The sequence below is a fragment of the Haloarcula rubra genome, from assembly GCF_019599465.1.
Lineage (GTDB): Archaea > Halobacteriota > Halobacteria > Halobacteriales > Haloarculaceae > Haloarcula > Haloarcula rubra.
The window spans coordinates 1-26,146 of sequence record NZ_RKLR01000008.1; the positions used below are offsets into that span (position 1 = coordinate 1).

The window sequence follows — 26,146 nt, forward strand, 5'->3', positions numbered from 1 at the left end:
CCGTGAATCGGGCTGGAATACCGAGTGTCCGAAGCATGGTCGCCATAGCAGTCGCGTAATAGACGCAATAGCCTCGTTCCATCTCGAAAATGAATCTGTCTGCGATATTGCCGTCGGGGCGTGTGATGTCCAGCGAGTACTGCTTGTTTCGTTCCAGCCACTGCTCGATTGCAGCTGCCTTGTCGAACCACGTGTCAGCATCGGCCGTGAGTTCGGCGGAGAGGCGGCCGACACGTTCGGGCGTACTGGTCGGCAGTTGGAGGTAGCGATTTCGAATGGGATCAGGGATGTCTTCGTCCGCGTTTCGGAGCTGGGACGTTGTCCACTGCGGACGTTCACTGGTAACCGAATAGGCCTCTCCGTCCGAAAGAGATCGCGTCGGTTGGAGCCCCCCGAGATCGGTCACGCGCGTCCGTTGGGCAATGTCAGTTCCGACGCGGACGGGTTTCCACGCGGCTGGCATCGTGTTGACCGCTGCAGCCGCTTCGAAGGTTTGTTCGAGCGTTTGGGTCTCGCCGGGTGGTGTAGGCAAAGGTCCGGAATACGTCGTCGTCTCGCCAGAGCGTACCCAACTCCCACCGGTGAAGCGATCGTACGCAGCGACGTGCCAGAACGCCGGTCTATCAGCTGTGACGGTGAACCGAACCTCCGGTGATAGAGAGATACCTCCCAGAATGCCCACCCGGTCGGGAGCGTTGATGAGACTCCCCTCGAGGGTCGGTGTCTGCGACGAACCAGATAATCCTGAAACAGGAGAATCGGATGGAGAGGTCGTCAGTCGAGCAGTCACTGGTAAAGCGAGACGTGACACCACGATCACGGCTGTGAGTACGAGCCCGATCTCCCGTATCTGTGGCCACGACGCTCCCGCGCGATCGAGCGAACCGAACCCGAGGACGCCCATCGCACCCGCCACTCCAACAAGTGTGAGCGCCTCACTCGCATCGCCCGTGAGCACAAAGAACAGCAGTGTGAGACCGCCAACCCAAGCAGCCAGATCATATCGATGTCGGACCAATAAATACCACGTCCCGAACACCGGTGCGGGGGCAATTGCAATCGCCCACAGATCCGCTCGGACGATCTGCAACACCGATAGCTCACCCAGGACGAGTACCACCAAATCCGAGAGGAGTCGAAAGGAGAGAAGCGCGACATACGCGTTGGGAATCGCCCAGAGATAGCCACCCAGTCCGAGGACGAACAGGAACACTCCAACTCCGAGACCGATTTTAGCTGGAAGGACACGTGCTGCAATCGTGCCCACGCCGAAGGCACTCGCGACAGCGAGCACGAGCCAGCCCACACCACCGACGACATCGGTGATATGATACAGGGGACTCAAGAACGACCCTATCAACACGAGTCCGGCGAGGAGCGTGAGTCGACGGGCCACACAGACACCGCTTGCGCTTCTTTCTCAGTGCCAGTGACAAGCTCAGCCCAGCGGTCAGTGGAGAATCTCGTGCTCATGAGCGATTTCGTGTTGGCATCGTGTGTAGTGGGCAGAACGGCGACAGCCAGTTGAATCTCTGCTACCCTGTACCAAGGAAACCTCGGCGCATTAATGCCGTGATCGAGAGGCACAAAAGCGGACTTCACGGGAAACAGAACCCGTGGTCGTAGCAGGTTCGTTCCTCACCGGACGATGGCGGCTACCGCTCGGGTTCGATGTAAACTTTCGTGATGCTCGGTTGTCGTTCCATGATCGCATCCTCCATCTCAGTGATTCGGGTGTCCATCTCGACCGTGTCTAGGTTCGGCGTGAAGCTGACGTCGGCAGTGAGAACCGCCTTCTCTGGGCCGAAATACACCGTCCGAAAATCGTCAATATGCTCGACGCCAGCAGTCGATCGGATAATTTCTTGGAGTGGTTGCTCGTCCGCTTCGGGGAGACTCTCGCCCAGCAAGAGCCGCTTGTTCTCCCACGCCAACGCGATCGCAAACCCCATCAGCATGAGCCCGATGAGGAAGGACGCGACAGCATCGAAGATCGGATTTCCAGTCTGTCGTGAGAGGAAGACCCCAAACAGGGCAAGCCCGGCACCGGCCATTGCAATCGTGTCCTCCGTGAACGCGGTGAGCGTCGTTACGTCGCTGGTCTTTTGAAACGCTTCCCAGAGACTTTCCCAGTCATTTTCCTGCATCTGTCGGGTGAGACCAGCGTAGGCCTTCCGGAGCGCGAAGAACTCGAAGAGAATCGCACCTAGCAGGACGCTGTAGTTGACGAACACGGCGTCAAAGCTGATCGTCGTAAACGGTATCGTCGCTGTTCCGGTGCCCGGTGAGTGTGGGTTGATGATCGCCTCGAAGCCCTGTTTGGCCGACTCCCAGCCAGCGATACCGAACAGGAGTACCGATACCAGAAACGAGTAGAAGAACTGCGCTTTCCCGTATCCGAATGGATGGGCTCGATCCGCCGTCCTCTCGCTATACCGGATTCCGACGAGGAGGAATACCTGGTTGCCCGTATCGGAAATGGAGTGATACGTCTCCGACAACATGGCCGGGCTCCCTGTTAGTGTGAACCCGATGAATTTCAAAACCGCAATAGCGGCGTTCGCGACAAGCGCGGCGATGACGACGGATTTACTGCTTGCCATTATCGGGTGGAACCTCCGGAATCCACAAATGCCTGCCGGCTCAAAAGAGGTCTACCCGAATCCGAGACTGCGAACCGCAGTGATAGCCGTTCCTCAATCCTATCTTCTCACCATTCACAAACAGTCAAGAACCCACCGTAAAACCATTCACCCTCCACTGTGATGGACCACCATGGCGATTGCTGAGACCGTTCGGAAGCGCACACGCACCCATCCGCGCGTGGTGACGGCTGTACTGAGTATAATCGGCTACGTGGTCGTCATCGGATCGTTCGTCGGGCTTGTCCCGTTCCCCGAACTGGGGCGTGACACGGTAATCCTGTTCGGTGACCTTATCGCGGTCATCAACACGGCCGCGCTCACCGCGCTCATCACTGGCTGGCTGTTCATCAGGCGCGGTGACGTCCAGAAACACAAGTGGTCGATGCTCACATCGTTCGCGCTTATCCTGCTCTTCCTCGTCGTTTACATCTGGAAGCAGGCCGGCGGGTTTACGAAAGAGTTCGTCGTCAGCCAGGGCCAGTTCCTCGCGGAGTTCGCCACACTCATCACGTATGCGTACTGGGGGATGCTAGCGGTGCATATCCTACTCTCGATTGTCGCCGTCCCGGTGGTGTTGCACGCCGTCGTCCTCGGACTCAGCTATTCCCCGGCCGAACTCGGTGACACCATCCACCCACGCGTCGGGAAGGCAGCCGTCGCGGCGTGGTCCGTGAGCCTCGCGCTGGGCATTGGTACCTACCTGATGTTGAACCACATCTACGGATGGGAAGGGCTTCGCCTCGCCGGATAGGTGGATTCTACTGGTTCGTGAGACACCCCCGGAGTGAAACACACCCCGCGAGCGAATATCCTTAGTGGGTCCGAACGGACATACCCATTATGACCGAACAGCCAGGTTCTGGTCACGAGCCAGAACACGGGAGAGCGGAACCTGGGGAGATCCTCGCACCATCTCCGATGTTAGCTCTCATCGCGTTCGTCGTCGGTATCGGTCTCGATCGAATCGCACATATTGGAACCGTCATCCAGCCATGGAACCTCCCGATCGGTGGGCTGTTGGTCATCGTGGGCGTTGCCCTGTTCGTCGGTGCGATCCTTGCGATGCGACGCATCGAGACGACGCCAGCCCACGACGACGAATCACCGGAACTCCTCACCGAAGGCGTGTTCCGATACAGCCGGAACCCGATATACCTCGGCCAGAGCCTAGCGTACGTCGGAGCAAGCCTGCTTTTCGACACGCTGTGGCCACTGGTGACGCTCGTGCCTCTTCTCTGGTATCTTGACCGAGTCATCGAACGAGAGGAGGCGTATCTCGAAGCAACATTCGGCAATGAGTTCCACCAGTACCACGACAGCGTTCGCCGGTGGCTCTGAGGCTGGTAGTCGAATGATCAGACCTGCTAGTCGGCCCAGTCAGTGAGATCCAGCTGCATAAAAATCGCATCGTCGTGATACTGTTCGGGGAGTCGCGTCTCCGGGTATGGCCCCGTGCGCTCGAAGCCGAGCGAGTCGTACAGCGCGTGCGCTGCATCGCTCCACGGCGGCGTGGTAAGAGCGAGAGTCCCGTAGCCACGTCCGGCGGCCACATCAACGACGGTCTCTGTGAGGGCCTGTCCGAGTCCATGACCTCGGTGAGCGGGCCGAACGTACAGCCGCTTGAGTTCGGCCTTGTCGTCGGCCACGCCGTAGAAGAGGACACACCCGGCCGGGGTATCTCCTCGAAAGGCGAGCCAGCCGAGACAAGCCATCGCGGGATCAAGTACGTCCCGAAGGTCGGAGTCGACGCGCGCGTCGGCGTCGTAGGACACCCTTGTCTCGCGGCCGACCACCGTCTCCATCCACCTGTGATACTCGGCCAAGAGCCCTTCGAGAAGGGATCGGTGAGCGTCCACGTCGACGCGTACAACCGATGTTGCTGGCTCGCTCATATCGATAGGACTCAGGGGACAGACTTGAGAACATGGGGTCTCGAACGTCACTGACCAAGCATCCGAAAAGAATAGGAGGAGCGAGTCGGTATCAAGAGTACGAGGGTCAGAGTGTCACATCTCACATCTCCCTGCTGCAGGACGTGAAAATTGGAAATCCATGACATCATCAGTATCGAATCACATAGAGGCCCGGCTACCACCGACGGGCACGGTTTCGTGGTGGCTCCTGTATCTGCTCGCGCCGGTTAGCCTCGTCGGCCTCGGTCTCGCACTGGTCCCCGAACTCGTCTACGACCGATACATCTGGCAGTACCTCTGGGGGCCGGTCGTTGCGGACGGCGCCGGCGAACCGGTGACTCACGAGGGGATTCGTGCAGTCAAGGGCTACAACCCGGTGAACACGATTACTTACGTGACGATCATGCTGTACGCGCTCCCAGGCGTGCGGGAGTTCTTCACTGCGTTCGATATCGACCTCGACGTCGGTCTCGCATACGGACTCGCCCCGATACTCGTTGCCGGAGGGGTGATGCGCGCACTTGAAGATGCGGAGCTATTGTTCCGGCCACTCAACTTGCTGTTCATCACCCCACCGATCTACTTCACCGTCGCTGCGATCACCACCGCCGCACTCCTTATCGGGGTTCTTCTCCGTCAGCACTTCGACAGCGAACACGCCGTTCCACTCGCGTGTGGAACCGTCGGGACCGTCTGGTCGATTGCCGGGGTCGTGGTCGCCCTCTCGTTCGGTCTCGGGTCGGGACGACCCTTCCGCCCACTCGTTCCGGTAGCGACCGTCGGGATCGCCGCGCTCTTCGTCGCCGGGTTCTATCTTACAGGTGACCGCTTGGACCGTCGCTACCTCCAGCACCCACTAACGCTACTGCTCGTGTTCGGCTAGATGCTCGACGCCGCCCAGAACCTGCTCGGCGTCACCTTCTTCGGATACACGCCGAAGCTGTTCATCACCCAAGTCGTCTACGAGGCGACCAACTTCTCCGGATCGACGTTCCTGCTCAAGTTCGCAGCGGTCGCGCTGATCGTTTGGACCATCGGCTCCGGAGACGAGGACCTCACGTCCCGCTGGAGCTGGATCATCCTCTTCGTTGCGACCGCTGTCGGGCTCCCGCAGGGTGTCCGTGGAATGCTGCGGGTAACTATGGGGGTGTGAGATTCTGGATACGGTACCGGCCGATGGACCGCCCGAAAATGGTGTGAAGAGAACCGGAGGAATCGATGGTGGACTGGCACTTGTGGGAGCCTTGGCCGCCTTTGACCGAAACAACTGTTGCGTGACGAAACGAACTTGGACAGTGTTTCACACGCATATAGCTGTGAAAACCTTGACTCAGAGGAAGATGGTGCCCGAAACGAAATGGCTTCCATCCCACCATTTAGGAGGGACACTATTCAACTACTGCATAACACAAGAGAGATGATATCAATAGACATTACCAGCAAGCGGCGCTTAGCATTCGTTCTGTTCGGAGCGTTCATCCTCACGGGGTTGATCGACAATACGTTGACCAAGATGGGTTACGAAATGCTCGCAACCGGTGTCTGGATACTCGGATATGGACAGATCGTCTTGATCATCTGGTACGTTTGGATACGGCCGTTAGATCTGTCGGGGCCCGAAACAACCGAGGTCGCTGACCCGGAGGACCCCGAGTAATGTCCGCACCGAATCGGTGAGGATGACACTTGGTGAAGAGGGGATCATTCCGGTAAAGGTATTACAGATGCGTGGAAACGATCCTCGTGTATGAGCGAGAGCGATTATGCTAAGGACGTACTCGTCTCGGCCGACTGGGTCGAGGAGCATCTTGATGAGTTCCAGAGTGACGACCCCGAGTATCGTCTCGTAGAGGTCGACGTGGACACGGAGGCATACGACGAGGCGCACGCACCCGGCGCAATCGGCTTCAACTGGGAGACCCAACTGCAGGACCAGACCCAGCGAGACATCCTCACGAAGGACGACTTCGAGGACCTGATGGGCAGCCACGGCATCACCGATGACTCGACGGTCGTGCTCTACGGTGACAACTCCAACTGGTTCGCCGCCTACACGTACTGGCAGTTCAAATACTACGGCCACGACGACGTGAAGCTCATGGACGGCGGGCGCGACTACTGGCTCGACAACGACTATCCGACGACCGACGACGTCCCAGAATCCTCCGCCGTCGAGTACAACGCGTCCGGCCCCCGCGAGTCCATCCGCGCCTACCGTGAGGACGTCGAGAACGCCATCGACCGCGGTCTCCCACTCGTCGACGTCCGCTCGCCCGAGGAGTTCTCCGGCGAGATCCTCGCACCCCCGGGACTGCAAGAGACCGCTCAGCGCGGCGGCCACATCCCCGGCGCACAGAACATCTCGTGGGCAGCAGTCACCAACGACGACGGCACGTTCAAAAGCCATGGCGAGATCGAGGAACTGTATGCCAAGGAGGGCATCGACGGCGAGGGGACGACTATCGCCTACTGCCGCATCGGCGAGCGCTCTTCAGTCGCATGGTTCGCGCTCCACGAACTGCTCGGCTACGAAGACACCATCAACTACGACGGCTCCTGGACCGAGTGGGGCAACCTCGTCGGGGCGCCTGTCGAGAAAGGCGAAGCGGATTAGTCTCCGATATTCGCACGTAGGGCGACCGTTGAGGCACGTTTGATCTCTTTTCGTGGTTCTATCGATGTGAGAACTACCACTCGACATCGAGCTCACGATCGCGGAACAGCGGGTTTCTGACGACCTCGAAGGTTCGATCTGTTGCCTCTGGCGTATCGAGAGCTGCGACCATCAACCGTGCCACATCCCGGCAGGAGACGATTCCCCACAAGCCGGTACCCGCGTCGGCAACTTGCACGTCTCCAGTGGCCCAGTTCCCTACAAGGACACCTGGACGGAAAATCGTATACTCGAGTTCGGATTTCCGAATCGCACGCTCGGCCCCCGTCTTCGCCTTGATAACGGGACGGATGAACACCCGGAACGCGCGGGCCATGATACTCCCGCGGTCCTCGTCGACTCCCAGGGACGATTCCATGACGAACGTCTTGACGTCGGCATCAACCGATGCGTCGACGAGGTTGACGTTCCCACGACCGTCGACGAACTCGTCCGCGAAGAGTACCTTGGATGGATGCGTACCGACAGCAGTCAGCACAGCATCGACGTTTTCAACGGCCTGCGTTATGTCGTCCCGATTCAGGAGATTACCGACGACAACTTCGTCGGCGCCCAAGCGACGTAACCGTTCGACTTTCTCCCGAGAACGTGTGAGTGCCCGCACAGTGATGTCAGTTTCCGCCAAGATAGTCAGTACTTCTCGACCAGTATCGCCGCTCGCCCCAGCCAGAAGGACAGCATCGTGTTCGCTCATTGTCCGATCCATACGCGGGGGGAGCCTAAGTCTTTCAACCATCCCAACGAATTTCCCCCTCGAACGTCATTTGTCCCCTAAGACCGTCTGTATGTGGTGCGAATGGAAATCTAAAGATGGCGAGATCCTAACAAAAATCGCAATCCGATGAATTGTCTGATACCAGTCCGGGAAGTTCTCTGTAGCGCCTTATTCGGGATATTTATAAATGATCCACAACCAGATTATTGCAGAGGCACTGACTAATGGCACTACCACCGATTCCTCCATTTGTGCCAATATTATTGGTTGTAATCCTTTTACCAGTCCTCTCCCGCAGGGTAGGTCACGCACTTGGTATAGTGGTGACTGCCGCCGTTGTACCATATGTGTGGCTACTCCCAGAAGGAGTGCTCATCTCAGGGAATCTATTCGGCTTTTCGACTATTTTTCTCTATATAGACGCATTCTCGCGATTGATGGGCGGTATCTTTGCATTTATCGGCTCAATCGGTGTCATCTATTCATACGCGAGCGATGCCGACACCGTTCAGACAGCATTCGCCCTCTCTTACGTTGGAACAAGTATCGGGGCGGTCTTCGCGGGTGACTGGCTGACACTCGTTTTCTTTGTCGAGTTAATGGCTATCGGGAGTACGCTGCTTGTCTGGCATTACGGCGGCCGGGCCGTCCGAGCAGGGTTCCGGTATGCACTCTGGCATGGAATCGCTGGGTCACTATTACTGGCAGCGATCGTCTGGCAGTACGTCACCGTCAATTCGGTTCTATTTAGTGCTGCTGATGGGATCGTTGGGACTGTCCCTCAAGTATTGGCCGTGGTGGGTGCCGGCGTTATGGTCGGATTCATTGGCCTACACACATGGCTCCCCGATACATACCCCAGACCCCACGTCGCTGCGAGCGTTTTTCTCTCTGTCTACACGACGAAAACGGGGGTTTATATAATGTTCCGGATTTTGCCGGATGGACAACTCGCAGTTGCCTATATGGGTGGCGGAATGGCCGTCTTCGGCGCATTCATGGCTCTCATGCAGAGTGATATGCGTCGACTCCTCTCCTATCATATCCAATCGCAGGTTGGCTACATGATTGCAGGGATCGGGATTGGAACTACACTCGCTACTGCTGGTGCGTTCGGCCACGTATTCAACCATATCCTCTATAAGAGTCTCTTATTCATGACCGTTGGCGTCGTGATTTTTCGAACTGGTGAAAAAAGTCTGAAAAACGTCGGCGGGCTCGCTAGGAAAATGCCCGTAACGGCCCTGGCGTTTTCCATAGCGGCGCTCTCAATCGCAGGATTCCCGGGTTTTAACGGGTTTGTCAGCAAAGGAATGGTCTTAGCAGCTGCCGATTACGAGGAATTAGAGGTGCTCTGGTGGTTGCTGATCGTTGGCGGAGTGGGAACATTCCTTTCGTTCATCAAATTGGGCTACCATGTCTTTTTTTACGGCGACTACGACGGCGAGATTCGCGACGCAACCACTGGACAGAAAATTGCAATGGGAGTTGTCGCAGGATTGTGTGTAATATTTGGAATCGTCCCCAGTGCATTGTTTAGTATCATCCCAGCCGGTTCGGAAATCAAGTACGAAACCTTCACGCTGGGTCACATTGGCGAAGGAGTCGTACTCGCGATAGCCGGCATTATTGGCTTCACTATTTTGCGCCGTCCACTCCAACGAGTCGGCCGCGTTCCAGATATCGACGACATCTATAATCCTACAGTCTTCTATGGTACTCGAGCAATAGTGAAAGGAGTCACAGAATCCTTTGATCGCGTCGATCGCCTCGTTATGTATCTCTTCAGAGGGTATATGTGGTTCCTTAATAATCCCGAAAGAGGAGTCCGACGCATAAGAGGTGTTGTAGAACGATCAAAAGGAGCCGAAAATCCGGATGAAACCCCAAAAACAGGTACGCTTAGAGCAGGTATCGGCCAATCGATTGCCCTCCTCATAACAGTGCTCGCGCTGATGTTATTCATATTGCTTTTCAGTTAATTGATGATACCCGTCATTTCCACAACTCGGTCGACGAACGTTAGGAACAATATTAGAAGTTTGAGTCACTTACAGGATAAGTCCGAACCAAGATCGCCAACGATTCGAAACGAAACCTTGAGTCCGACACTCCATTCTCACCCCCGGCGACATACTCCATGACTGATCAGCACCTGCCGATAAAGCAATAGGGAATAACAAAGTAACGCTCTTGCATTATTGATGGCGGACTGTATTGTGATTCGCTGCTCCAAGCCTTCAACCGGGAACTTTGCTGTAGACCGTTCTACGCACCGCTCAGTCATAACCACGTCTTCGGGTGAACGATATCAACAATCTCTGCTGGAAGAGCGACCGGAGTATAGAATGGAAACAATACTGTCCCCAAACCGGTTCAGAGGAACTGAATAACGCCAGCCGCATCCAGCAGGAACACACCACCAATCACCCACAGAATCACTGCACTCGCCAGCGGCAGGTACTCGTCGACGTTTTCGACGCGTTCCTGTACCTGGTTGTACGCGAGTACCGTCAAAAGTACCATCGTTGTAATCGAGACGGTGACAGCGACGCCATAGACGAGCACCAGGGTGAGACAGTTACCAGCACCTGCACAGAAGCTCAGGAGGACGAGTTGTTCCTCGTGAGCGAATCCAACGAGGAAGGCGAAGCCAGCGAACCCGAGCAAGCCATTGTTCTCGCCGACCTGAAACGCTGACAAAGCGCTCTGGGAGGCATCGGCCGCGTCTGCATCGAATGCGAATCCCTCATCATGCTCGTGGCGATGGTCATATGCTCCCTCGGGATCATCCCCGTGGCCGTCGCTGGACTCGTGGTGAGAATGGCCACCATGGTCGTGATCGTGTCCGTGAGTGTACAGCCGATAGCCGAGATAGAGTAACAATACACCCGCACCAGCACGAATCAACGTGGTGAACGGCGAGAGATCGATCTGCGTGCTCACGAGGATGGAACACGAGCACGAGCGCGCTCGAGGCGAGGATATGGGCAATCGAGAGGAGCAGCCCACCGGCCAGCCCCGTGAGCCATTTGCGCCGCTGATTGAGCGCGTAGACGCCGGCGACCGGCCATGCGTGTCCCGGCTCGAGCCCGTGAAAGAGTCCCATCGCAATCACACCGATGAGTACACCCGAACCAATTGCCATTACCTGATGGAGGAACGAGCCGCTGAAGACGGTTGTTATGTTTGAATCCGGGGATTCGTAATAACGAGAGCTTTCAACCACGCAGTTCCACATATGGATATGCGGACGAGTTTGAACATTCCGTCAGATGTCCTCGAAACGTTCGACCAGACATGGCAAGCCGAGGGGCTAGAGTCGCGGTCACGGGCCGTCAGAGAAGCCATCCAGGAATACGTCGAACGGCATAGACAACTGGAGGAAGTATCAGGCGACGCTACAGCGGCCCTCGCGTTCGATTACGAACACACGCTCGTTATCGGCGAACTCCATACCGTTCAACACGAGTTTCAGGACGTGATCGAGACGACCCACCACACGCACGGTGACTGGTGTCTGGAAACGATTTTCTGTCGCGGTCCGGCAGGACGCATCCGAGAATTAGTGTATCGCCTCCGTGATTTCGACGCCGTCGGACGGGTCAATGTCTTGTTCCTCCAACCCACAACAGAAAATAACGACACTTAACATGCAGAGGCTACGTAGTACTCTACAACCCAACGTGAAAGAGATGTCCTCGCCTCATCATCAACAGATAAAATTCGGGGCTGACGGACGAACCACCGATGAGTGACGACTGCGACTCCGGCGACCAGTTCACCGGGACTAGCCCATGGCCGCTCTTCGTTGCACTCGGCTTAGCACTCTCTGAGGTTGGCGTGGTTCTTGGACTTCGTCCAGTATCTGTCGCGGGACTGCTGCTGTTCGTCGGATCGGTTGCTGGAATCCTGACGGAAGCAGGGTATGTTTCTCGACCTGCGCGTGCGGCTGGGGTGCAAGGAGTTGCACTAGTCGGCGTTGGGATTACGTTGGTACTGCAGAATCAGACCGGGACGACGGTTCGCGGACAGTCGATCGCCATCGCCGGCGTCCTCAGTCTCCTCGGTGCACTCCTCTGGGTGGGGTTCATCCGGACACGTGCCCGAGATTCGAAGGCGACGACCGAATCGACAGAAACAACATCTGATTGAGATCACTACAACATACATGGAATTCAACACGACGACAACCGCAATCGCATTCATCATCCTGCTCGCCGTTCTCGTTGGCGGCACGGCGATGAGTCCGATGAGTACGAGTACCGTTGCGATGGTGAGCGTCGGCCTCGTCGTCTTCGGCGTCCTGTCGCTCGCCCTCGGCGTCAAACACGGTGAATATCGGGCAAACCATCACCGATGATGCTCCCCCAAGGAAGCACAGTTCGGGCTCACAGTCGTCGCGACGATTCTCATCCCGGGACTCGCTGATTACGCCTTGGCATCTGCCGCCATGCACGGCAGCTGTTCGCCACCCGTCACTCAGGAACCGACCGGCGACAAACCCGCCAACGAATCCCGTACTCAACAGCAGTACTACTCCGCCCACAGAACATCTGGGGGAAAGAAATAAACGGTCCTGCTCCGAGCGTCACGAGCCCAACCGCACTCCCAAGAGCAAGCGCTTTCCAGCGGAGCATACATGGGTATCTCTCAACGCGAGACATGGACCCTCTGGTGCAGTTCCCGAACAAGCACAACGGGATCTTGATGTAGTCGGAGCGAGATTGTTAATAACTCAACTCCAGAAAATTGCTAAGGATACTTATTTAGAGGCGGTTTTATAGCAGCCAATTTAATAATTCGCCATTGCCTAGCTTCTGGTAATGACATCGTCCGGCCGGGATTCACACGAGTCAGATGATGAATCCCACGACCACGACCACGATGGACACGGAGCCGACGACGTAACCGCGACATCGTCGAGCGAGGGCGAAGTCGCCCAGTTCTCTGTCCCCGAGATGGACTGTCCATCCTGTGCAGGGAAAATCGAGAATGCCCTAGATAATCTCTCGGGCCTATCGAGCTACGATACCCAGCCAACCACCGGAAAGGTAGTCGTCACGTACGATGCGGAATCCCTCTCACCACCGGACATCGTCGATGCTATCGAGAGCGCTGGCTACGAGGTAACCGACTCGACGGCGACTGACGCGGACGCTGGAGACAGCCCCACCGACGACCGCGAGAGCGTCTGGACCAGCTCGCGGGCGATCAAAACGTGGATCAGCGGTGGATTCGTCACCCTCGGGCTCCTTTTCGAGTTCCTCCTTACGAGCCAGAACGTGCTTGTGGCTGAGATCGTCGGCCGGGAATTATTCATCGCCGACATCCTCTTCCTCGTCGCCATCGGGGTCGCTGGCCAGGTCATCTTCCGGAACGGCTACTACTCTGCACGGAACCTGAATCTCGATATCGACCTGTTGATGAGCATCGCCATCAGCGGGGCCGTCATCGCCGGGCTCGTCTTCGGGGAGTCACTGTACTTCGAGGCCGCCACGCTCGCCTTCCTGTTCAGCGTCGCCGAACTGCTCGAGCGCTACTCGATGGATCGCGCCCGGAACTCGCTGCGCGAACTGATGGACCTCTCACCCGACGAGGCGACGGTCAAGCGCGACGGTGAAGAGGTGACGGTTCCTGTCGACGACGTGGCTGTCGGTGACGTCGTCGTCGTGCGTCCGGGCGAAAAAATCCCGATGGACGGAGACGTGCTCGATGGTGAAAGTGCCGTCAACCAGGCCCCCATTACCGGCGAGAGCGTGCCCGTCGACAAGACACCGGGGGACGATGTGTACGCCGGCACGATCAACGAACAGGGGTATCTCGAGGTCGAGGTCACCTCTGAAGCGGGCGACAACACGCTCTCGCGCATCGTCCAGATGGTTGAGGATGCTCAATCGAACAAGACCGAACGCGAGCAGTTCGTTGAGCGGTTCTCCTCATACTACACGCCGGTCGTCGTCGGTTTCGCGATCTTGGTGGCGGTTATCCCGCCCCTCCTATTCGGGGTGTCGTGGCCGACGTTCATTGTCTACGGCCTCACGCTGCTCGTGCTTGCGTGTCCGTGTGCGTTCGTCATCTCGACGCCCGTCTCCGTAGTGTCGGGGATCACCAGTGCCGCGAAAAACGGCGTTCTCATCAAGGGTGGGAACCACCTCGAAGCGATGGGCGCGGTCGAAGCGATCGCGATGGACAAGACCGGGACAATCACGAAGGGCGAACTCACGGTAACGGATGTTGTTCCGTTGAACGGTAACAGTGAGGAGGACGTCCTCCGGTGTGCCCGCGGGCTGGAGTCGCGGTCCGAACACCCCATCGGGGAGGCCATCGTCGGCCGTGCAGAACAGGCAGCCGTCGCGGAACGCGAGGTCGACGAGTTCGAGAGCATCACCGGAAAAGGAGTCAAGGCTGACCTCGACGGCACGCCACACTACGCCGGCAAGCCGGGGCTGTTCAACGAGTTGGGCTTCGACCTGTCACACGTCCACGCAACGACCGACGGCGGCGTCGTCACGACGAAGAGTCGCCAGATGTGCGAGCGTAACGACTGTCTCGACCTCCTCGAGGAGACCGTTCCCGAACTCCAGTCGCAGGGCAAGACCGTCGTGCTCGTCGGAACCAAAGCCGAGATCGAGGGCATCATCGCCGTGGCTGACGAGATCCGCCCCGAGTCGAAGCAGACGATCCAGCGCCTCCACGATCTTGGCGTCGAGCACATCATCATGCTTACCGGTGATAACGAGCGGACTGCACGGGCAATCGCCACCGAAGTGGGCGTCGACGAGTTCCGCGCCGAACTGCTCCCCGACGAGAAGGTCGAAGCGATCAAGGAACTCGACGAGCAGTACGACGGGGTCGCGATGGTCGGCGACGGCGTCAACGACGCCCCCGCACTCGCAACGGCAACCGTGGGTGTTGCGATGGGGGCAGCCGGAACGGACACGGCGCTCGAAACCGCCGATATTGCCCTCATGAGCGACGATCTGTCGAAGCTGCCGTATCTCTACGAACTCGCTCACGACGCGAACAGCGTCATTCGACAGAACATCTGGGTGAGCCTCGGTGCGAAGGCACTACTCGCTCTGGGAGTTCCGTTCGGCCTCGTCCCCATCTGGGCGGCCGTCCTCGTCGGGGACGCTGGCATGACAACGGCGGTCACCGGGAATGCGATGCGACTCTCACGGCTCACGCCAGATCAGCTTCACACTGACTGACATCCTCTGTCGTCTAAAGACGCAGGTATTCCCCTCAGGTCTCTATAACCGAGTCCGAAGTGAGGTATTGACGATTATCCGGTATCGATTACGGTCGTGAGTGACGATGTACAATCAGTCGGATACAGTCACCCGAGACAGACCGACCGAATTCGGGGGTTCTCACAAGCAACCAATATCGCAGGCAGTATTACCCGAATTCCGATAATGCGACTGTGAAGAGAGAAGCCCCGATGACAGTCGGGAGCGGATAATGGGCCGACTGCAAGGGAGTGGGACAGGGGGTGCTGTCATCGGGATGGCACGCTGTCTCGGAACGTGCCACATGAGCGTTGGCAATCGGTCGTAATACCGATTGCGATGTCATAACGACTACGATGCCGTAGTTCAAAGTGAGAACAGATGAACGACTTGACAGCCTTCCAGCGTGACATCCTGTACGTGCTCGCTGGACTTGATGAACCGCATGGGCTCGCAATCAAGGACGAACTGGACACGTACTACGAGTCGGAAATCAACCACGGACGGTTGTATCCGAATCTCGATGCGCTCGTCGAGGACGGTTTCATCAAGAAGGGCAAACTCGACGACCGAACGAACAGCTACACGCTGACATCACAGGCACGGCGAGTACTTCGGGGGCGGCGGACCTGGGAAAACAAGTATCTCTCCGAGGAAACGAGCGGGCTGAACGTACTCATAGAGTAATCGATGATTGCTTTGAGGCACATAGATAGATCAAGATTGAATGTGATCCCAGACTTGCGAGAACATCGAAAGGGTGTCAAACGGACTACTCGTCGCTTACGCTCGAACAATGGAGCAGCTACAGTCAGCGAAGCCCTCCGTTTCGCTCGATAGCTTATTGTGAGTGATCGAAGCCAGTGATGCTTCGATAGTCCGACTCTATCTCTTGCCGTCCGAGATGCGTGATCGTGTAGAATGTCTGTCGCCCGTCAGCATCTTCAGGCGCACCCGTCCGAGCAATCAGCCCAGCATCGACGAGTTCTCCGAGGTGATGACTGAGGTCGTACCTGTCATCGTCGATAGCGACAGCGAGTTCTTTCCGAGCGACTTCCTCCCGTTCCCAGAGGAGGAACAAAATCGCGTAGCGCCGCTCGTCACCGAGTGCTGCTTTTCGGGCAGTGTGGTCAGCGAGCGCACCCATACTGTCATCGAACAGCCGCTGGTCAACGTACTGTTCGAGCTCTCCCTCATCAGGGGCTGCCGTCGTGGGCTCGGTCTCAGCGGCCATTAGTGAGTGTACCTTCGGCGGGCGTCTATATGAACCAAACGAATACAAAGAAAAATTTCAGTATTTATCTTCGATAGGTTTCGTGGATACCTCTTCGCGTTCGATGGACATCCATTTGCGCTCCAAATCCTTCCAGAGCGTAATGTTCGACGGCGAAACGAACTTCCGGTGCAGTAAGTTGACCTTCTGATGTGGAGAGTCCCCCAATCCTCCGTCAGCCATCCGAGGAACGGCATTCTGCGAAATGAATTTCTCAGAAATTGAGTTCTAATCTCGAAACGTGACTCAAAGCGACAATCCCCTGCATTTGCTGCATGATCCGGAGGCCGTCTTGGACGTTCCTTCTCGCTCCTCTACTCGTCGTGAACGAGCTCTGAGTTCCGACAATGGCGATATCGACCGATTTGCTTAGAGAGCGCCGTCCGGTTCCCAGTCAGCTGCCCACCGTGGCAGACTGGGACCAGGAACGCGAGCCGCCTGCTCTCTCAGCTCGCTATCGGTGAACCAGGAATGACACTGCCCGGCGCGTTCGAAATCGCGGAAGAAGCTGAGATGAACCCAACTATACGTCGCTGGAGATTCGTTTGACTGCCTCCGTTCGTTGATCGTTTCTCTGATCTCCTCAGACGTGATACTGATATCGTTCTCTTTGGCCGTGTGATAGAGCCCCTCCAGTTCGGCTTTCTTGTCCTCGTCGTCGAGATCGTTGTTGAAGTAGATCTCAAGGGCTGCACGTCGAACGGCGTCGGGAGTGTCCACGTTCCCGTCGGTCATCCATACGTAATCTTTCGGCAGGACATGAGTCTTTGTGAAATAGAGAGTATGGATGGCACCGAGTTCGGGGCTCTCGCCGCCAGATTCCTTCTCGTAGACACCCGCGATCCAGTCGGCGTACGTGGCCAGCAGATGCAGTTTGACCGCGAACGGCGATCGGTCGGCGAAGTCGGGGTCACGGAGATCACCGACGACAGCTGCGAACGTGTCGGTCCGCTTGTTGAGTTCACTCTGAACGATTCGGAGATTTCGCTCGAACCCGTCGCGGTAGCTCCCGAGGACGAGGTAGGTCGTGCGCCCGGATACCTGGAAAGCAGGCAACTCTGTGCGGATAAACTCGATCGCTGCCTTCCGTTCGTCGACTTGGAGCGGGTCGGTCAACGCTCTGTTGAGCGCTTGCTTGACCCGTGCAGCATCAGACGACCCGGAGGGAGCCATTCGGGCCGACGTGGGTGTGAGCGTCACTTAATGCTGCCGAAATAACTTGGCTATATTGAATTTGACCAACTTGGATATGCCCACTGGGTTATACCGAACTATTATACTGCTGTGGCGCTGAGGTAAGTGTATGAGCGAGACGCCCCCGGCCGATCCCACTGCTCCCTTCGAGGCCCAGCGGGCGATGCACGAACTCCTCTCTCAGGAGACTCGCCACCACATCCTCCAGACAATCCTCGGGCATCCCGCCCACCTGACCTCCCTCGCAGAACTCGGGTACTACAGCCAGAAAAGCGAGTCTGCGATCCTCGACCAGCTCGGGGAGCTGATCGATCACGGCATCATCGCGGCGTATACCTATGAGGGGAGCGAGGGAACGCGAGATCAGCCGAGCAAGTTCTACGGACTGACCGAACGGGGCGTCGCGGTGCTGGAGGAGTTCAAGTACCTCCGTGGTGTCCCCGTTCTCCGCGCTATTCATGAGAACACAGTCAAGCCGAAACGAATCCAGCGCCACGAGGATGCCCCCCGTCCAGCGCTCCCGGACAAGGTAGCTGAGGCGCTCGACGTCGATGAGGAAGACGTAGACGTGGGTGAACTGAAGGAGCCCGAACAGCCAGCCATGTTCGCAGGCAGAGCAACCGACGATGAGAAAGGAGCCTTCGACGACCTGTTTGAGTGAGGATGATCGTGATTCTTCGGACGGGGACCATTTCTCTCTGAGACTTGAGAGTTCCCCCACCCGTCGGTGTTGAATCAGCGTCCGTCCACGTCGAGGCCGGCTCGCATCCGATGCGGTTTCTGTACGTGCCGTCGACGAGCGGTGAGGGAACTACTGTCTTCGCAACGAACCTCCGAGTCGGACCGGATGAGGCCAAGACGTTCTGTCGCCGGTATAGTCGGCGCTGGCAGATCGAAAACGAGTACAAGAGCATCAAGGGTGATTTTTTTGGCGAAGACGTCCTCGAAAGACTACCGCGTGCGGTTGTTCTACTTCGTGTTCGCGGTGTTGCTCTACAACATCTGGCGGCTCACGGACTTCCTGCTGAAAGCAGGCGTCGATGGAGAGATGGACTACACGCCCGTGTTGACCGCGGGCGAGTGTGTTGAGATCGTCGTCTCGGCGTTGATCCCGCCTGACTAACAGGCTGATCCCTCGCTGAGTCCACCTCTCGGGAGTGGCGACGTTGCTCGGCAGCGCCAGAATTCACGCAATTTCTCACGCCCGTCCGATAGTGCACCCGAAAGGGTTCAAATTCGATTCTCTATCGGGGAGAAGAACTACGAGTTGACGGAGAGTCAGCCTGAAACTAGCCTATCCTCCGAAACTGTGGACGGAGCACAATCTCGGAGGATGGATTTGATGCGTACCTTCTATTCAAAATATCGAGAACTGAATCAAAAATTGGAGGGGTGATTTTCTCCTATTCAGAGGCGGCCTCGGAGGAAGACCGGCTCAGCCTCCTGTTTCGCGCGTTCATACTGGTCTGTCGCCCAGTCGAGCGCGTCGTCGGTATCGTTCACCAAAATGCCACCCAGCCCTTGCTCAGTGAAGACCACGATTCCAACCTCGTCCGCATCCGCAATCCAGAGCCCGAACGAAAACGGGATCGATGCTCGATACAGGTGCACGTTCCCGTCGTTCATCAACTCGTTCGTGAGCGTCGGAAACGCGGTATGGACCTGTTCGAACACCTGGGTTGGCAGGATCATCTCGAGCGAGTAGCGTTCGCTAATCTTCACGCATTCGTAGAATTCCTCGGCGAAGCCAGTCACGACGACTGGAGTAGCGACATACACCTCCGTTGCGTGCTCAACCGAATCGAGAAGTGTCTGTATGACTGCGTCCGGCATCGATGGGTCGGCCTCGTAGACGTCAGCGCCATCGAGGAACGCACAGCCAATCGGCTCGTCGATCGAGAGGTGGTTGAGGATTGGGGCGGCTTCGGCGAGTGTAGAGAGCTGGTCACGATACGCTTCCTGCGCTCGGTAGCTACACCACCCGAGAAGCGTAGGCATCCAGACGCCGTCTTCATACCGGGCGAGATCAGCAGCAGCGAGGTCGCGCAGGGCACGGTCCAGCGTGGAGCGCGAGACATCCACCGCGTCTTCTAAATCGCGTTTCGAGCGTGGGTGTTCGATGAGTACGCGGAGGTAGGAGTGGCGCTCGGTGAGGACGGCGTCGAGATCGTCGCCGGATGAGAGAGCCATGTTAACTATTTACACATAGGCGACGGTTAAATTCTCCCTATAGCTGAGTAGGTTGATTCATTAGTAGCAGATGCGGGGGTTTACTCACGGTGTGGGGGTGGGGGTCAACCTGTGGGGGAGGGGGGTATGGATTGGGAGGGGGTACAATCAACTGGGGGCACCCCTCATCTCATGAAGAATTCATCAGTCGGTGAGATGAATACAACCGCCGGTTATGTGCCGGGTGTGGTGTGTCCACATGCCAGATGACAACCACGTGCACGCACAACCCTCAAACAACGAAACTGAAGTCCGCCCACAGTTGGGTCCGACACCAACTCATAACCGGGAAAGGAGACACAGACATGACACAGCAATCTACACCAATGAAAGGCAATAGAGAAAACACACGCCGTGATTTTCTCAAGAAGTCCGGGATGGCCGGCGCGTTCGCTACCTTACCGATGTTCGACCTTCGGGAGGGTGATCGGAGTAAATCCGATCTTAAGCAAGGCAAGAAAACGGTGGTTGACCTAAAGATCAACCACCCTGCGGCATCAGATCGAATCCCGAGAGTTAGTCCTGCGAATGCGGTTCCAAACACGTACACGCACAAGAATCGGCTTTTCCTTCTGAGAGTCGATCCAGCGGAGCTTCGAGGCCCCCACAACGCCCTCCTCCGAAGTCCGTTGAATATCACCCGGTTCTCTGATCAGACTGGGTTCCAACAGACAGAGATGCTCTACCAGCAGAGCGACTACGACGGCAAAAGCGTAACTCAGCTTCAGCCCGTCGAAGGTTACACTCCATTCACATTCGACGTCAAGATGGAGGGAGGGACCGCAGTCGTGTCCCAGGATGGCAATCCAGTCCTACGTGTTTCCCCGGAGTCGGAAGCAACTCAGGGACTTTCTGAACAGACTGTGACAGTCAAGAAATACGGGGATCCGGTAGAACGAGAGATCAAACGTCCCGGCCATGAGGGGACTTACACAGTCCGTCCTGTCGTTGGGACCGAAAAGACCACAGTAACTCCCGAGCTTACCGTTCGAAATAACGGAACTCTTGATCTGTTCGGAGCGCCGAAGGTAGCCGTCATACCGGACATCCCGGAGTATCCGATACTCGGGATTCTCAAAGGAAACATCGCAGCAGACAATATGAAAGTCGAATCCGTCCCAAACAGCGATCTGTTCGTCGTGCATCGTAATTACGACCATGGTCCGCTCTTCGGTCAGAGGAGGTGCCAATAATGACCTGCATCTGGGATTTCTTCGGCACGGATGACTTCTACAATCACTACGGAAGTAACGCTGAGTCAAAGCTTGATCAAGAAGCTGCGTGGTTCAAGAACAACGTCTGGAACGAGGTCAGTACCGATCCCGTAGCAAACACGTGGAACCTCGAGGTTCCAGTCAGCGCTACCACTACCTGCGGACAGTCGGGTGACCGGCTCGTGGAGGCTGACGAGTGGCTCAAGAACAACTTCGACTACTACGGAAGTAACGATGGGTGTGTCGTCCTAGATCACTACTGGGATGGCGATTACTATGGGTGTGCCTTCGTCGGTGGCATTAATGGATGGACCGAGGACAACAAAACGGCTCTCGTTGATTACGAGGCTGCGACCGGCGGTCATCTTCCTTCCTTCGACACCAACGGAATCGGTATCCGACATTACCTCGGCATGGAACCGGGACATATCTACGGTGCAAAACACCCGGAAGATTCCGTGAACACTGTGGACGGCCTCGTGACCTACATGTTTGACAACGAAGGCCCTCAGTGTGAGGACTCCGGTTCTCCACAAGAATCCGTGTCTACGTATTCTAATTGTGCGGTGTCAACGATCAACGACTACATGACTAATGAGTGCTAATTTACCAGTAACGCCCCTCATCTTTTCATCACTAAAACCGCTCTTGTGGTTTCCAACATTATTTTGAACAGCGATACGATACTCTAATCATGAAGCGTCGAAACGTCCTACGTGTTATCGGAAGTACAGTTGCTGCTAGCCTTGCTGGATGTACTGATGCTTCGAATAGTAATGCCCAAAGCGGTTCAGGTGTGAACATCAAGACCACCAAATCTGTTCTGGAGAAGTACCAGTCTTCCCAGAAAGCGTTAGATGATGGTTATCAGAATTTAGATGTGTGTATAGACAAATTAGGAAAACCGTTTGTCAATCCTGAATTTACGGAGCTCTCCTACGACCAACCTCAAGTTCTCTTTTACCAAAAGACTACCAGCGGAGAACTTGAACTGGCCGGTGCAGAGTGGTTTGTACCGGCTGAATCGACCGATGAGCCTCCGGAACTGTTCGGTGAGGAAGATCGGATGACCCTCAAGGGGCCAATGGAAGGCCACTACCCAGACCAACCACGCCATTACGGACTCCACGGTTGGTTATTCTCCGAGAATCCTAACGGACAGTTTGCCAAGTTCAACCCGAACATCACTTGCTGAGGGTACCATCACACGAATGATTCTTTTTCATTTCTGCAATCCGTCTCGCCCATAGGTATGTGATGACCTGAAACGCTCAGTTACAGACCACCCGCAAACCCTTACCAAGCTCTCGAAGCGTTGATTTTGTAATCTTTCTCAGTACCTCGCATGAGTGGTTCTAGCGGTTCGCATTCTCGTGAGAGTCCGCGAATGCGCTATCTGTGTGAAGCGTACCAGCTCGGGATAGCCATTCGAAACGATCTCCATGAGTCCGACCTCGTCACCGCGTTCGAGAACCTAGACCATTCGATTGATTCAGTTGAAGATGGCTATCCGGCGTGGCACCCTGGCCCGCTCTCCTTTCGTGCGATGGTTCTCTCGTTCGTTTTCATGGAGATTACGGGTGAGTCGTACGCCGCATTCACTCGACGGCTGACGCGGCACCCCGAAGTCGCTTCCAGCTTGGGCTTCAGTCGCGTGCCCGGCGAATCAGCGTTCTCGCGAGCGTGGCGGAATCGATTCGACGACGCTGTCCAGGAGTTCGTGCAGACTGCAGCTCACTTCGTCGTCAAAGAAGTCCATGATTTCGACATCCCTGCGCACGAAGTGCGCCCTAAGAAGGAGATCGTCGAAGAAGCTCCAGTAGAGGAAGACTCAGTAAAAGAAGAGTTGTTCTCCCAGGACGAAATTCTTCAGACGACACGGCTCGCGCGCGATCACGCTTTTGGCTACTTCGACTCTGGGCGTGGTGCGAACGCGTCCTACGAGGACACACAGTTCTTCGAGTTGCAGACCTTCATGGGGATGGTTCGGTGCGGCACCGCACAAGGAGCCGCACGCTTTCAGTATCGACGCGGTGAGGAGTATGGGCCGCATGGGGACACTCACCTCCGCGCTGTCAAACAATTCGAACCTGAAGAACTTGTGGATGGGTTTAATGAAACGACTGATCGCTTACTCTCGGTCATCGCCTCCGAATCCTCGTTCCGCCGGCCAGTGACCGCTGCGATCGACATCACGACTGTTCCCTACTACGGGGATGTCGAGGAGATGCCAATGGTGAGCGGCACGAAAGACGGCGAGGGGCGGGCGTTCAAGTTTGCGACCCTCTCGATCATCGGGCGGAACATCCCACTTGTCCTTGCGGTCGAGCCAGTGCGCGAGAGTTCAGCGTGGGATAAGAACCCGCCGAATCAGATCCATCGTACCGTGCGGCGACTCGTTCAACGGGCGAAGGAACACGTTCCGATCGAGACGGTCCTCTGTGACCGTGAATTTGATTCGATGCGTGTCTTCCAGACCCTCTCGAACCTCGGTGTGAACTACCTCATCCCGAAACGGGTCACCAGCTCCGAACGCGAAGTAATCGAGCGAATGGACGAAGACGACCAAGATGTAGCTGTAGAATCGGCGTCCGTGCACGTCGAAGCAGGCTCACACCCGATGCGATTCTTGTACGCGCCGTCGACGAGCGGCGAGGGGACGACCGTTTTCGCGACGAATCTCCGAGTCGGGCCGGATGAGGCCGAGACGTTCTGTCGCCGGTACAGTCGTCGCTGGCAGATCGAAAACGAGTACAAGAGCATCAAGGGAGACTTCCTCGCGAAGACGTCCTCGAAGGACTACCGCGTTCGCTTGTTCTACTTCGTGTTCGCGGTACTCTTGTACAATATCTGGCGACTCACGGACTTCCTGCTGAAAGCGGGGGTCGATGGCGAGATGGAGTATGCGCCCGTGTTGACCGCGGGCGAATGCGTCGAGATCGTCGTCTCGGCGTTGATCCCGCCCGACTAACCGGTTGACTCCCGCTGAGTCCGCTGTTCGGGAGTGGCAACGCTGCTTTGCATCTCCAGAATCCACGCAATTTCTCACGCTTATCCGAGAATTACGCCTATATCGATTCGATATCGGCCGTTGACCGCCGAGAAAACCACGAGCCAACGCAGATTTACTCCAAAACTGGCCTATCCTCCGAAACTGTGAACTTCCAACGAGCTAAAAATAGTATAGCGGCATACAGTATATGGTGTGTCGGCTAGTCCTAAAACCGTGTGTATGAGCCTTTAAACCCCCGAATATGGACAACACAGACTTGAGCTCAAGTGCTTACGTTTACTCCAATAAACGTAAGCACTTTTTTCAATATGGCCGCCCTCCCCCAACGCGAACATGATGTCTCGGCCCAGAACCAGGGGTAAACCCCAACAAACCACCCGAACACTTCTGTTGGGTCCAGTGCAGCGGTTCACCGTCCTCCATGGAGTGACGTACTGATGCCATCCGAGCCAAAGACGGACTCCGACGATGAGACGGGTGCCATCGCCATCTCCTCCGTGGTCGAGGACTATCTGCTCGACAAGGGCAAGGGGCGGGATGGCGAGAGTGGGAACTATCGACGACACGCGGAGCGTGAGATCGACCGATTCCTCGAATTCCTCTCTGACAGACCTGGTTCTCCTGCGACCTTCGAGGAGCTGTCTGTCGCTGACCTTCGAGAGTACGCTCGATATCTCTCCCGCCAGGGCTGGGCTGAAGGCACTATCAAGAACTACTACGCGCACGTCTCGGGCTTCCTCGGATGGGCATCTCGGGAAGGGCATCTCTCAGAGAACCCAGCCCAGCGCACTCGGGCCAAGGAACCGCTGCCAGAAGACACGGGACGAAAATCGGGTGAGCAACAGGCGTGGTCCCGTGAGCACCGGGAGCAGTTGCTTTCATATGTCGACGAGCAGGCCTACAACGCGATTGACGCTATCAGTGATGACCCGAAAGCCGCGATCAAAGACTGCCGAAACCGAGCATTGGTCAATTTGCTCTGCTTTTCCGGTGTTCGCGGTGCTGAGATTCTTGCTGACATCGACGATGGCCGCCGTGGTCGAGATGGCCTACGATGGTCCGACCTTTCGCTTGGGGATAACAGTCTCCAGGTGCTCGCGAAGAAGCAGCGCTGGGATGACCGAGCACTGCCAGCACCCGCTGTACCTTCCCTGGAACGGTTGAAGCAGGTTCTGGACCCACCATCTGATGATTGGCCTGTCTTCCCTTCGCTCTCGTATTCAACGCTCGTTCAGGACTTCTCTAACAGTCTACTGGAGAGAGGGTACGATAACGAAGAAATAGAAAAAATACGCCTTGAAAAAGTCTCTGAAGGGGAACTCTCGATGATAGAACTCTGTGCTGAGTACGGGGTAGCACCCTCCGCGATGACAACGCATGGCGGTCGCGACGTCATGAAGCGTCTCACTGATCGGGCGGGAATTGAATTAGACGATGACACCCACGGATATCTCGCTCCTCATGGGGCTCGTCGAGCGGCTGGTGAAGTAATGGTCCGAAAATACGGACATGGTGAAGCTGCCCGACTGCTGGATAACTCTGAGCAGGTTGTTCGAGAGCACTACTCACATATCGAGGCCGGAGAGCTCGCTGATCTCGCTGCTGAAGCCTTCGACGAAGCCCCACAATCTGATAATCAAGATTCTACTGAGTAGATTCCGTCTTTTTTGTGCCTCAATGGATTATACGGATAATCCGCAGCAATCGGGATTACTGATGTTAGCTGGATTAAACAGATTATCCAGGTAATCCAAATTATCCCCGACATGTGGACTGACGGATTATCTTGATTATCTGGATTATATAGATTATCCGTATTTCACTCTGTTCCAGAGTCCCCTCACATACGTATTATCCGTATAATCCAGTATGGTCAAAGTTCCCTTAGAACGCTAAACACTCCGTATATACTGTGTCTGACGTAATTTTATAAGATTGGCTGTCACAGAGAGATAATGTAGATAACACGGATGGGTCGGATAAGACGGGTAATCCGGATAATACGACTAATACAAACAATCCATGACGTTTAGAGTTACAA

24 protein-coding genes and 2 pseudogenes are annotated in these 26,146 nt (G+C 56.3%); 18 read left to right on the forward strand and 8 right to left on the reverse strand.

Annotated elements, in window-relative coordinates; all coding sequences use genetic code 11:
* Positions 1-1,396 (reverse strand): transglutaminase TgpA family protein (locus EGH21_RS24590; RefSeq protein WP_220619661.1); only part of this gene is annotated, 1,396 nt, incomplete at its 3' end.
* A gap of 259 nt (positions 1,397-1,655) precedes the next feature.
* A complete protein-coding gene (locus EGH21_RS16885; RefSeq protein ID WP_119712940.1) occupies positions 1,656-2,603 on the reverse strand; it encodes a cation diffusion facilitator family transporter in 948 nt (315 codons plus the stop codon).
* A 172-nt stretch (positions 2,604-2,775) separates the two neighbouring features.
* Here EGH21_RS16885 and EGH21_RS16890 point away from each other — a divergent pair, with 172 nt between their 5' ends.
* Both EGH21_RS16890 and EGH21_RS16895 read left to right on the forward strand, forming a co-directional pair.
* Positions 2,776-3,396 carry a DUF420 domain-containing protein gene (locus EGH21_RS16890; protein ID WP_119712941.1) on the forward strand — a complete coding sequence of 207 codons (621 nt, stop codon included), beginning with the start codon at positions 2,776-2,778 and terminating at the stop codon, positions 3,394-3,396.
* A gap of 89 nt (positions 3,397-3,485) precedes the next feature.
* A complete protein-coding gene (locus EGH21_RS16895; protein ID WP_119712942.1) occupies positions 3,486-3,983 on the forward strand; it encodes a methyltransferase family protein in 498 nt (165 codons plus the stop codon).
* Positions 3,984-4,009: 26 nt separating this feature from the next.
* On the opposite strand, the gene EGH21_RS16900 is transcribed toward EGH21_RS16895, so the two are convergent.
* Positions 4,010-4,537: a GNAT family N-acetyltransferase gene (locus EGH21_RS16900; protein WP_119712943.1), complete on the reverse strand. Its 528-nt coding sequence runs from the start codon at positions 4,535-4,537 to the stop codon at positions 4,010-4,012.
* 160 nt (positions 4,538-4,697) lie between these two features.
* Between EGH21_RS16900 and EGH21_RS16905 the strand changes: the two are divergent.
* The 3 genes and pseudogenes from EGH21_RS16905 (at position 4,698) to EGH21_RS16915 (ending at position 7,172) form a co-directional block, all read left to right on the forward strand.
* A pseudogene (locus EGH21_RS16905) lies at positions 4,698-5,711 on the forward strand (DUF63 family protein).
* 264 nt (positions 5,712-5,975) lie between these two features.
* Entirely contained in the window at positions 5,976-6,215 is a 240-nt protein-coding gene (locus EGH21_RS16910; RefSeq protein WP_119712944.1) for a DUF7996 family protein, read from the forward strand.
* 90 nt (positions 6,216-6,305) lie between these two features.
* On the forward strand, positions 6,306-7,172 hold the full coding sequence (locus EGH21_RS16915; protein ID WP_119712945.1) for a sulfurtransferase: 867 nt from the start codon (positions 6,306-6,308) through the stop codon (positions 7,170-7,172).
* Between the two features lie 73 nt (positions 7,173-7,245).
* Here the strand turns inward: EGH21_RS16915 and EGH21_RS16920 are convergent, their stop codons facing one another.
* On the reverse strand, positions 7,246-7,926 hold the full coding sequence (locus EGH21_RS16920) for an SDR family oxidoreductase (protein WP_220619662.1): 681 nt from the start codon (positions 7,924-7,926) through the stop codon (positions 7,246-7,248).
* A gap of 245 nt (positions 7,927-8,171) precedes the next feature.
* Here EGH21_RS16920 and EGH21_RS16925 point away from each other — a divergent pair, with 245 nt between their 5' ends.
* Positions 8,172-9,929 (forward strand): Na(+)/H(+) antiporter subunit D, encoded by a 1,758-nt coding sequence (locus EGH21_RS16925; RefSeq protein ID WP_220619663.1) that lies wholly within the window; start codon positions 8,172-8,174, stop codon positions 9,927-9,929.
* Between the two features lie 394 nt (positions 9,930-10,323).
* Here the strand turns inward: EGH21_RS16925 and EGH21_RS16930 are convergent, their stop codons facing one another.
* Positions 10,324-10,893 carry a hypothetical protein gene (locus tag EGH21_RS16930; protein ID WP_220619664.1) on the reverse strand — a complete coding sequence of 190 codons (570 nt, stop codon included), beginning with the start codon at positions 10,891-10,893 and terminating at the stop codon, positions 10,324-10,326.
* Positions 10,894-11,194: 301 nt separating this feature from the next.
* Here EGH21_RS16930 and EGH21_RS16935 point away from each other — a divergent pair, with 301 nt between their 5' ends.
* From EGH21_RS16935 to EGH21_RS16955, 5 genes are all read left to right on the forward strand, one after another.
* Positions 11,195-11,599 carry a CopG family ribbon-helix-helix protein gene (locus EGH21_RS16935; protein WP_220619775.1) on the forward strand — a complete coding sequence of 135 codons (405 nt, stop codon included), beginning with the start codon at positions 11,195-11,197 and terminating at the stop codon, positions 11,597-11,599.
* Between the two features lie 98 nt (positions 11,600-11,697).
* Positions 11,698-12,102: a DUF7541 family protein gene (locus tag EGH21_RS16940; protein WP_220619665.1), complete on the forward strand. Its 405-nt coding sequence runs from the start codon at positions 11,698-11,700 to the stop codon at positions 12,100-12,102.
* Positions 12,103-12,118: 16 nt separating this feature from the next.
* On the forward strand, positions 12,119-12,310 hold the full coding sequence (locus EGH21_RS16945; RefSeq protein ID WP_220619666.1) for a DUF7333 family protein: 192 nt from the start codon (positions 12,119-12,121) through the stop codon (positions 12,308-12,310).
* A 463-nt stretch (positions 12,311-12,773) separates the two neighbouring features.
* Positions 12,774-15,161, forward strand: coding sequence for a heavy metal translocating P-type ATPase (locus EGH21_RS16950; protein ID WP_220619667.1), 2,388 nt, complete (start codon positions 12,774-12,776; stop codon positions 15,159-15,161).
* Positions 15,162-15,563: 402 nt separating this feature from the next.
* Positions 15,564-15,869, forward strand: a complete 306-nt coding sequence (locus EGH21_RS16955) for a helix-turn-helix transcriptional regulator (RefSeq protein WP_220619668.1) — start codon at positions 15,564-15,566, stop codon at positions 15,867-15,869.
* Positions 15,870-16,023: 154 nt separating this feature from the next.
* On the opposite strand, the gene EGH21_RS16960 is transcribed toward EGH21_RS16955, so the two are convergent.
* Positions 16,024-16,416: an ArsR/SmtB family transcription factor gene (locus EGH21_RS16960; RefSeq protein WP_220619669.1), complete on the reverse strand. Its 393-nt coding sequence runs from the start codon at positions 16,414-16,416 to the stop codon at positions 16,024-16,026.
* A gap of 408 nt (positions 16,417-16,824) precedes the next feature.
* The gene (locus EGH21_RS16965; protein WP_220619670.1) at positions 16,825-17,628 is read right to left on the reverse strand and encodes a DUF8170 family protein; all 804 of its coding nucleotides are present in this window, start codon (positions 17,626-17,628) and stop codon (positions 16,825-16,827) included.
* 130 nt (positions 17,629-17,758) lie between these two features.
* Here EGH21_RS16965 and EGH21_RS16970 point away from each other — a divergent pair, with 130 nt between their 5' ends.
* Both EGH21_RS16970 and EGH21_RS24740 read left to right on the forward strand, forming a co-directional pair.
* Positions 17,759-18,310 (forward strand): helix-turn-helix domain-containing protein, encoded by a 552-nt coding sequence (locus EGH21_RS16970; protein ID WP_220619671.1) that lies wholly within the window; start codon positions 17,759-17,761, stop codon positions 18,308-18,310.
* A gap of 62 nt (positions 18,311-18,372) precedes the next feature.
* Positions 18,373-18,772: pseudogene (locus tag EGH21_RS24740) on the forward strand (transposase); the annotation flags it as partial.
* Between the two features lie 284 nt (positions 18,773-19,056).
* Here EGH21_RS24740 and EGH21_RS16980 read toward each other — a convergent pair.
* Positions 19,057-19,839 (reverse strand): helix-turn-helix transcriptional regulator, encoded by a 783-nt coding sequence (locus tag EGH21_RS16980; protein ID WP_123622727.1) that lies wholly within the window; start codon positions 19,837-19,839, stop codon positions 19,057-19,059.
* 344 nt (positions 19,840-20,183) lie between these two features.
* Between EGH21_RS16980 and EGH21_RS16985 the strand changes: the two genes are divergently transcribed.
* The 5 genes from EGH21_RS16985 to EGH21_RS17005 all read left to right on the forward strand — a co-directional run bounded on the left by EGH21_RS16985 (position 20,184) and on the right by EGH21_RS17005 (position 25,760).
* Positions 20,184-21,071 carry a twin-arginine translocation signal domain-containing protein gene (locus EGH21_RS16985; RefSeq protein WP_164471140.1) on the forward strand — a complete coding sequence of 296 codons (888 nt, stop codon included), beginning with the start codon at positions 20,184-20,186 and terminating at the stop codon, positions 21,069-21,071.
* Entirely contained in the window at positions 21,071-21,697 is a 627-nt protein-coding gene (locus tag EGH21_RS16990) for a hypothetical protein (RefSeq protein ID WP_123623067.1), read from the forward strand. Before EGH21_RS16985 ends, EGH21_RS16990 begins: the two co-directional genes overlap by 1 nt.
* 89 nt (positions 21,698-21,786) lie before the next feature.
* On the forward strand, positions 21,787-22,287 hold the full coding sequence (locus tag EGH21_RS16995) for a hypothetical protein (protein ID WP_123623064.1): 501 nt from the start codon (positions 21,787-21,789) through the stop codon (positions 22,285-22,287).
* Between the two features lie 192 nt (positions 22,288-22,479).
* Positions 22,480-24,063, forward strand: a complete 1,584-nt coding sequence (locus tag EGH21_RS17000; protein WP_123623101.1) for a transposase — start codon at positions 22,480-22,482, stop codon at positions 24,061-24,063.
* A gap of 479 nt (positions 24,064-24,542) precedes the next feature.
* Positions 24,543-25,760 carry a tyrosine-type recombinase/integrase gene (locus tag EGH21_RS17005; RefSeq protein ID WP_121578239.1) on the forward strand — a complete coding sequence of 406 codons (1,218 nt, stop codon included), beginning with the start codon at positions 24,543-24,545 and terminating at the stop codon, positions 25,758-25,760.
* Positions 25,761-26,146: the final 386 nt, after the last annotated feature.

Bases quoted from the DNA above. Each gene is read 5' to 3' on its own strand.
- EGH21_RS16940 (WP_220619665.1), top strand. From the start codon at position 11,698: ATGAGTGACGACTGCGACTCCGGCGACCAGTTCACCGGGACTAGCCCA.
- EGH21_RS16890 (WP_119712941.1), top strand. From the start codon at position 2,776: ATGGCGATTGCTGAGACCGTTCGGAAGCGCACACGCACCCATCCGCGC.
- EGH21_RS16895 (WP_119712942.1), top strand. From the start codon at position 3,486: ATGACCGAACAGCCAGGTTCTGGTCACGAGCCAGAACACGGGAGAGCG.
- EGH21_RS16960 (WP_220619669.1), bottom strand. From the start codon at position 16,416: ATGGCCGCTGAGACCGAGCCCACGACGGCAGCCCCTGATGAGGGAGAG.
- EGH21_RS16945 (WP_220619666.1), top strand. From the start codon at position 12,119: ATGGAATTCAACACGACGACAACCGCAATCGCATTCATCATCCTGCTC.
- EGH21_RS16900 (WP_119712943.1), bottom strand. From the start codon at position 4,537: ATGAGCGAGCCAGCAACATCGGTTGTACGCGTCGACGTGGACGCTCAC.
- EGH21_RS16965 (WP_220619670.1), bottom strand. From the start codon at position 17,628: ATGGCTCCCTCCGGGTCGTCTGATGCTGCACGGGTCAAGCAAGCGCTC.
- EGH21_RS16990 (WP_123623067.1), top strand. From the start codon at position 21,071: ATGACCTGCATCTGGGATTTCTTCGGCACGGATGACTTCTACAATCAC.
- EGH21_RS16980 (WP_123622727.1), bottom strand. From the start codon at position 19,839: ATGGCTCTCTCATCCGGCGACGATCTCGACGCCGTCCTCACCGAGCGC.
- EGH21_RS16995 (WP_123623064.1), top strand. From the start codon at position 21,787: ATGAAGCGTCGAAACGTCCTACGTGTTATCGGAAGTACAGTTGCTGCT.
- EGH21_RS16950 (WP_220619667.1), top strand. From the start codon at position 12,774: ATGACATCGTCCGGCCGGGATTCACACGAGTCAGATGATGAATCCCAC.
- EGH21_RS17005 (WP_121578239.1), top strand. From the start codon at position 24,543: ATGCCATCCGAGCCAAAGACGGACTCCGACGATGAGACGGGTGCCATC.
- EGH21_RS16985 (WP_164471140.1), top strand. From the start codon at position 20,184: ATGACACAGCAATCTACACCAATGAAAGGCAATAGAGAAAACACACGC.
- EGH21_RS16970 (WP_220619671.1), top strand. From the start codon at position 17,759: ATGAGCGAGACGCCCCCGGCCGATCCCACTGCTCCCTTCGAGGCCCAG.
- EGH21_RS16910 (WP_119712944.1), top strand. From the start codon at position 5,976: ATGATATCAATAGACATTACCAGCAAGCGGCGCTTAGCATTCGTTCTG.
- EGH21_RS16915 (WP_119712945.1), top strand. From the start codon at position 6,306: ATGAGCGAGAGCGATTATGCTAAGGACGTACTCGTCTCGGCCGACTGG.
- EGH21_RS16925 (WP_220619663.1), top strand. From the start codon at position 8,172: ATGGCACTACCACCGATTCCTCCATTTGTGCCAATATTATTGGTTGTA.
- EGH21_RS16920 (WP_220619662.1), bottom strand. From the start codon at position 7,926: ATGAGCGAACACGATGCTGTCCTTCTGGCTGGGGCGAGCGGCGATACT.
- EGH21_RS17000 (WP_123623101.1), top strand. From the start codon at position 22,480: ATGCGCTATCTGTGTGAAGCGTACCAGCTCGGGATAGCCATTCGAAAC.
- EGH21_RS16885 (WP_119712940.1), bottom strand. From the start codon at position 2,603: ATGGCAAGCAGTAAATCCGTCGTCATCGCCGCGCTTGTCGCGAACGCC.
- EGH21_RS16935 (WP_220619775.1), top strand. From the start codon at position 11,195: ATGCGGACGAGTTTGAACATTCCGTCAGATGTCCTCGAAACGTTCGAC.
- EGH21_RS16955 (WP_220619668.1), top strand. From the start codon at position 15,564: ATGAACGACTTGACAGCCTTCCAGCGTGACATCCTGTACGTGCTCGCT.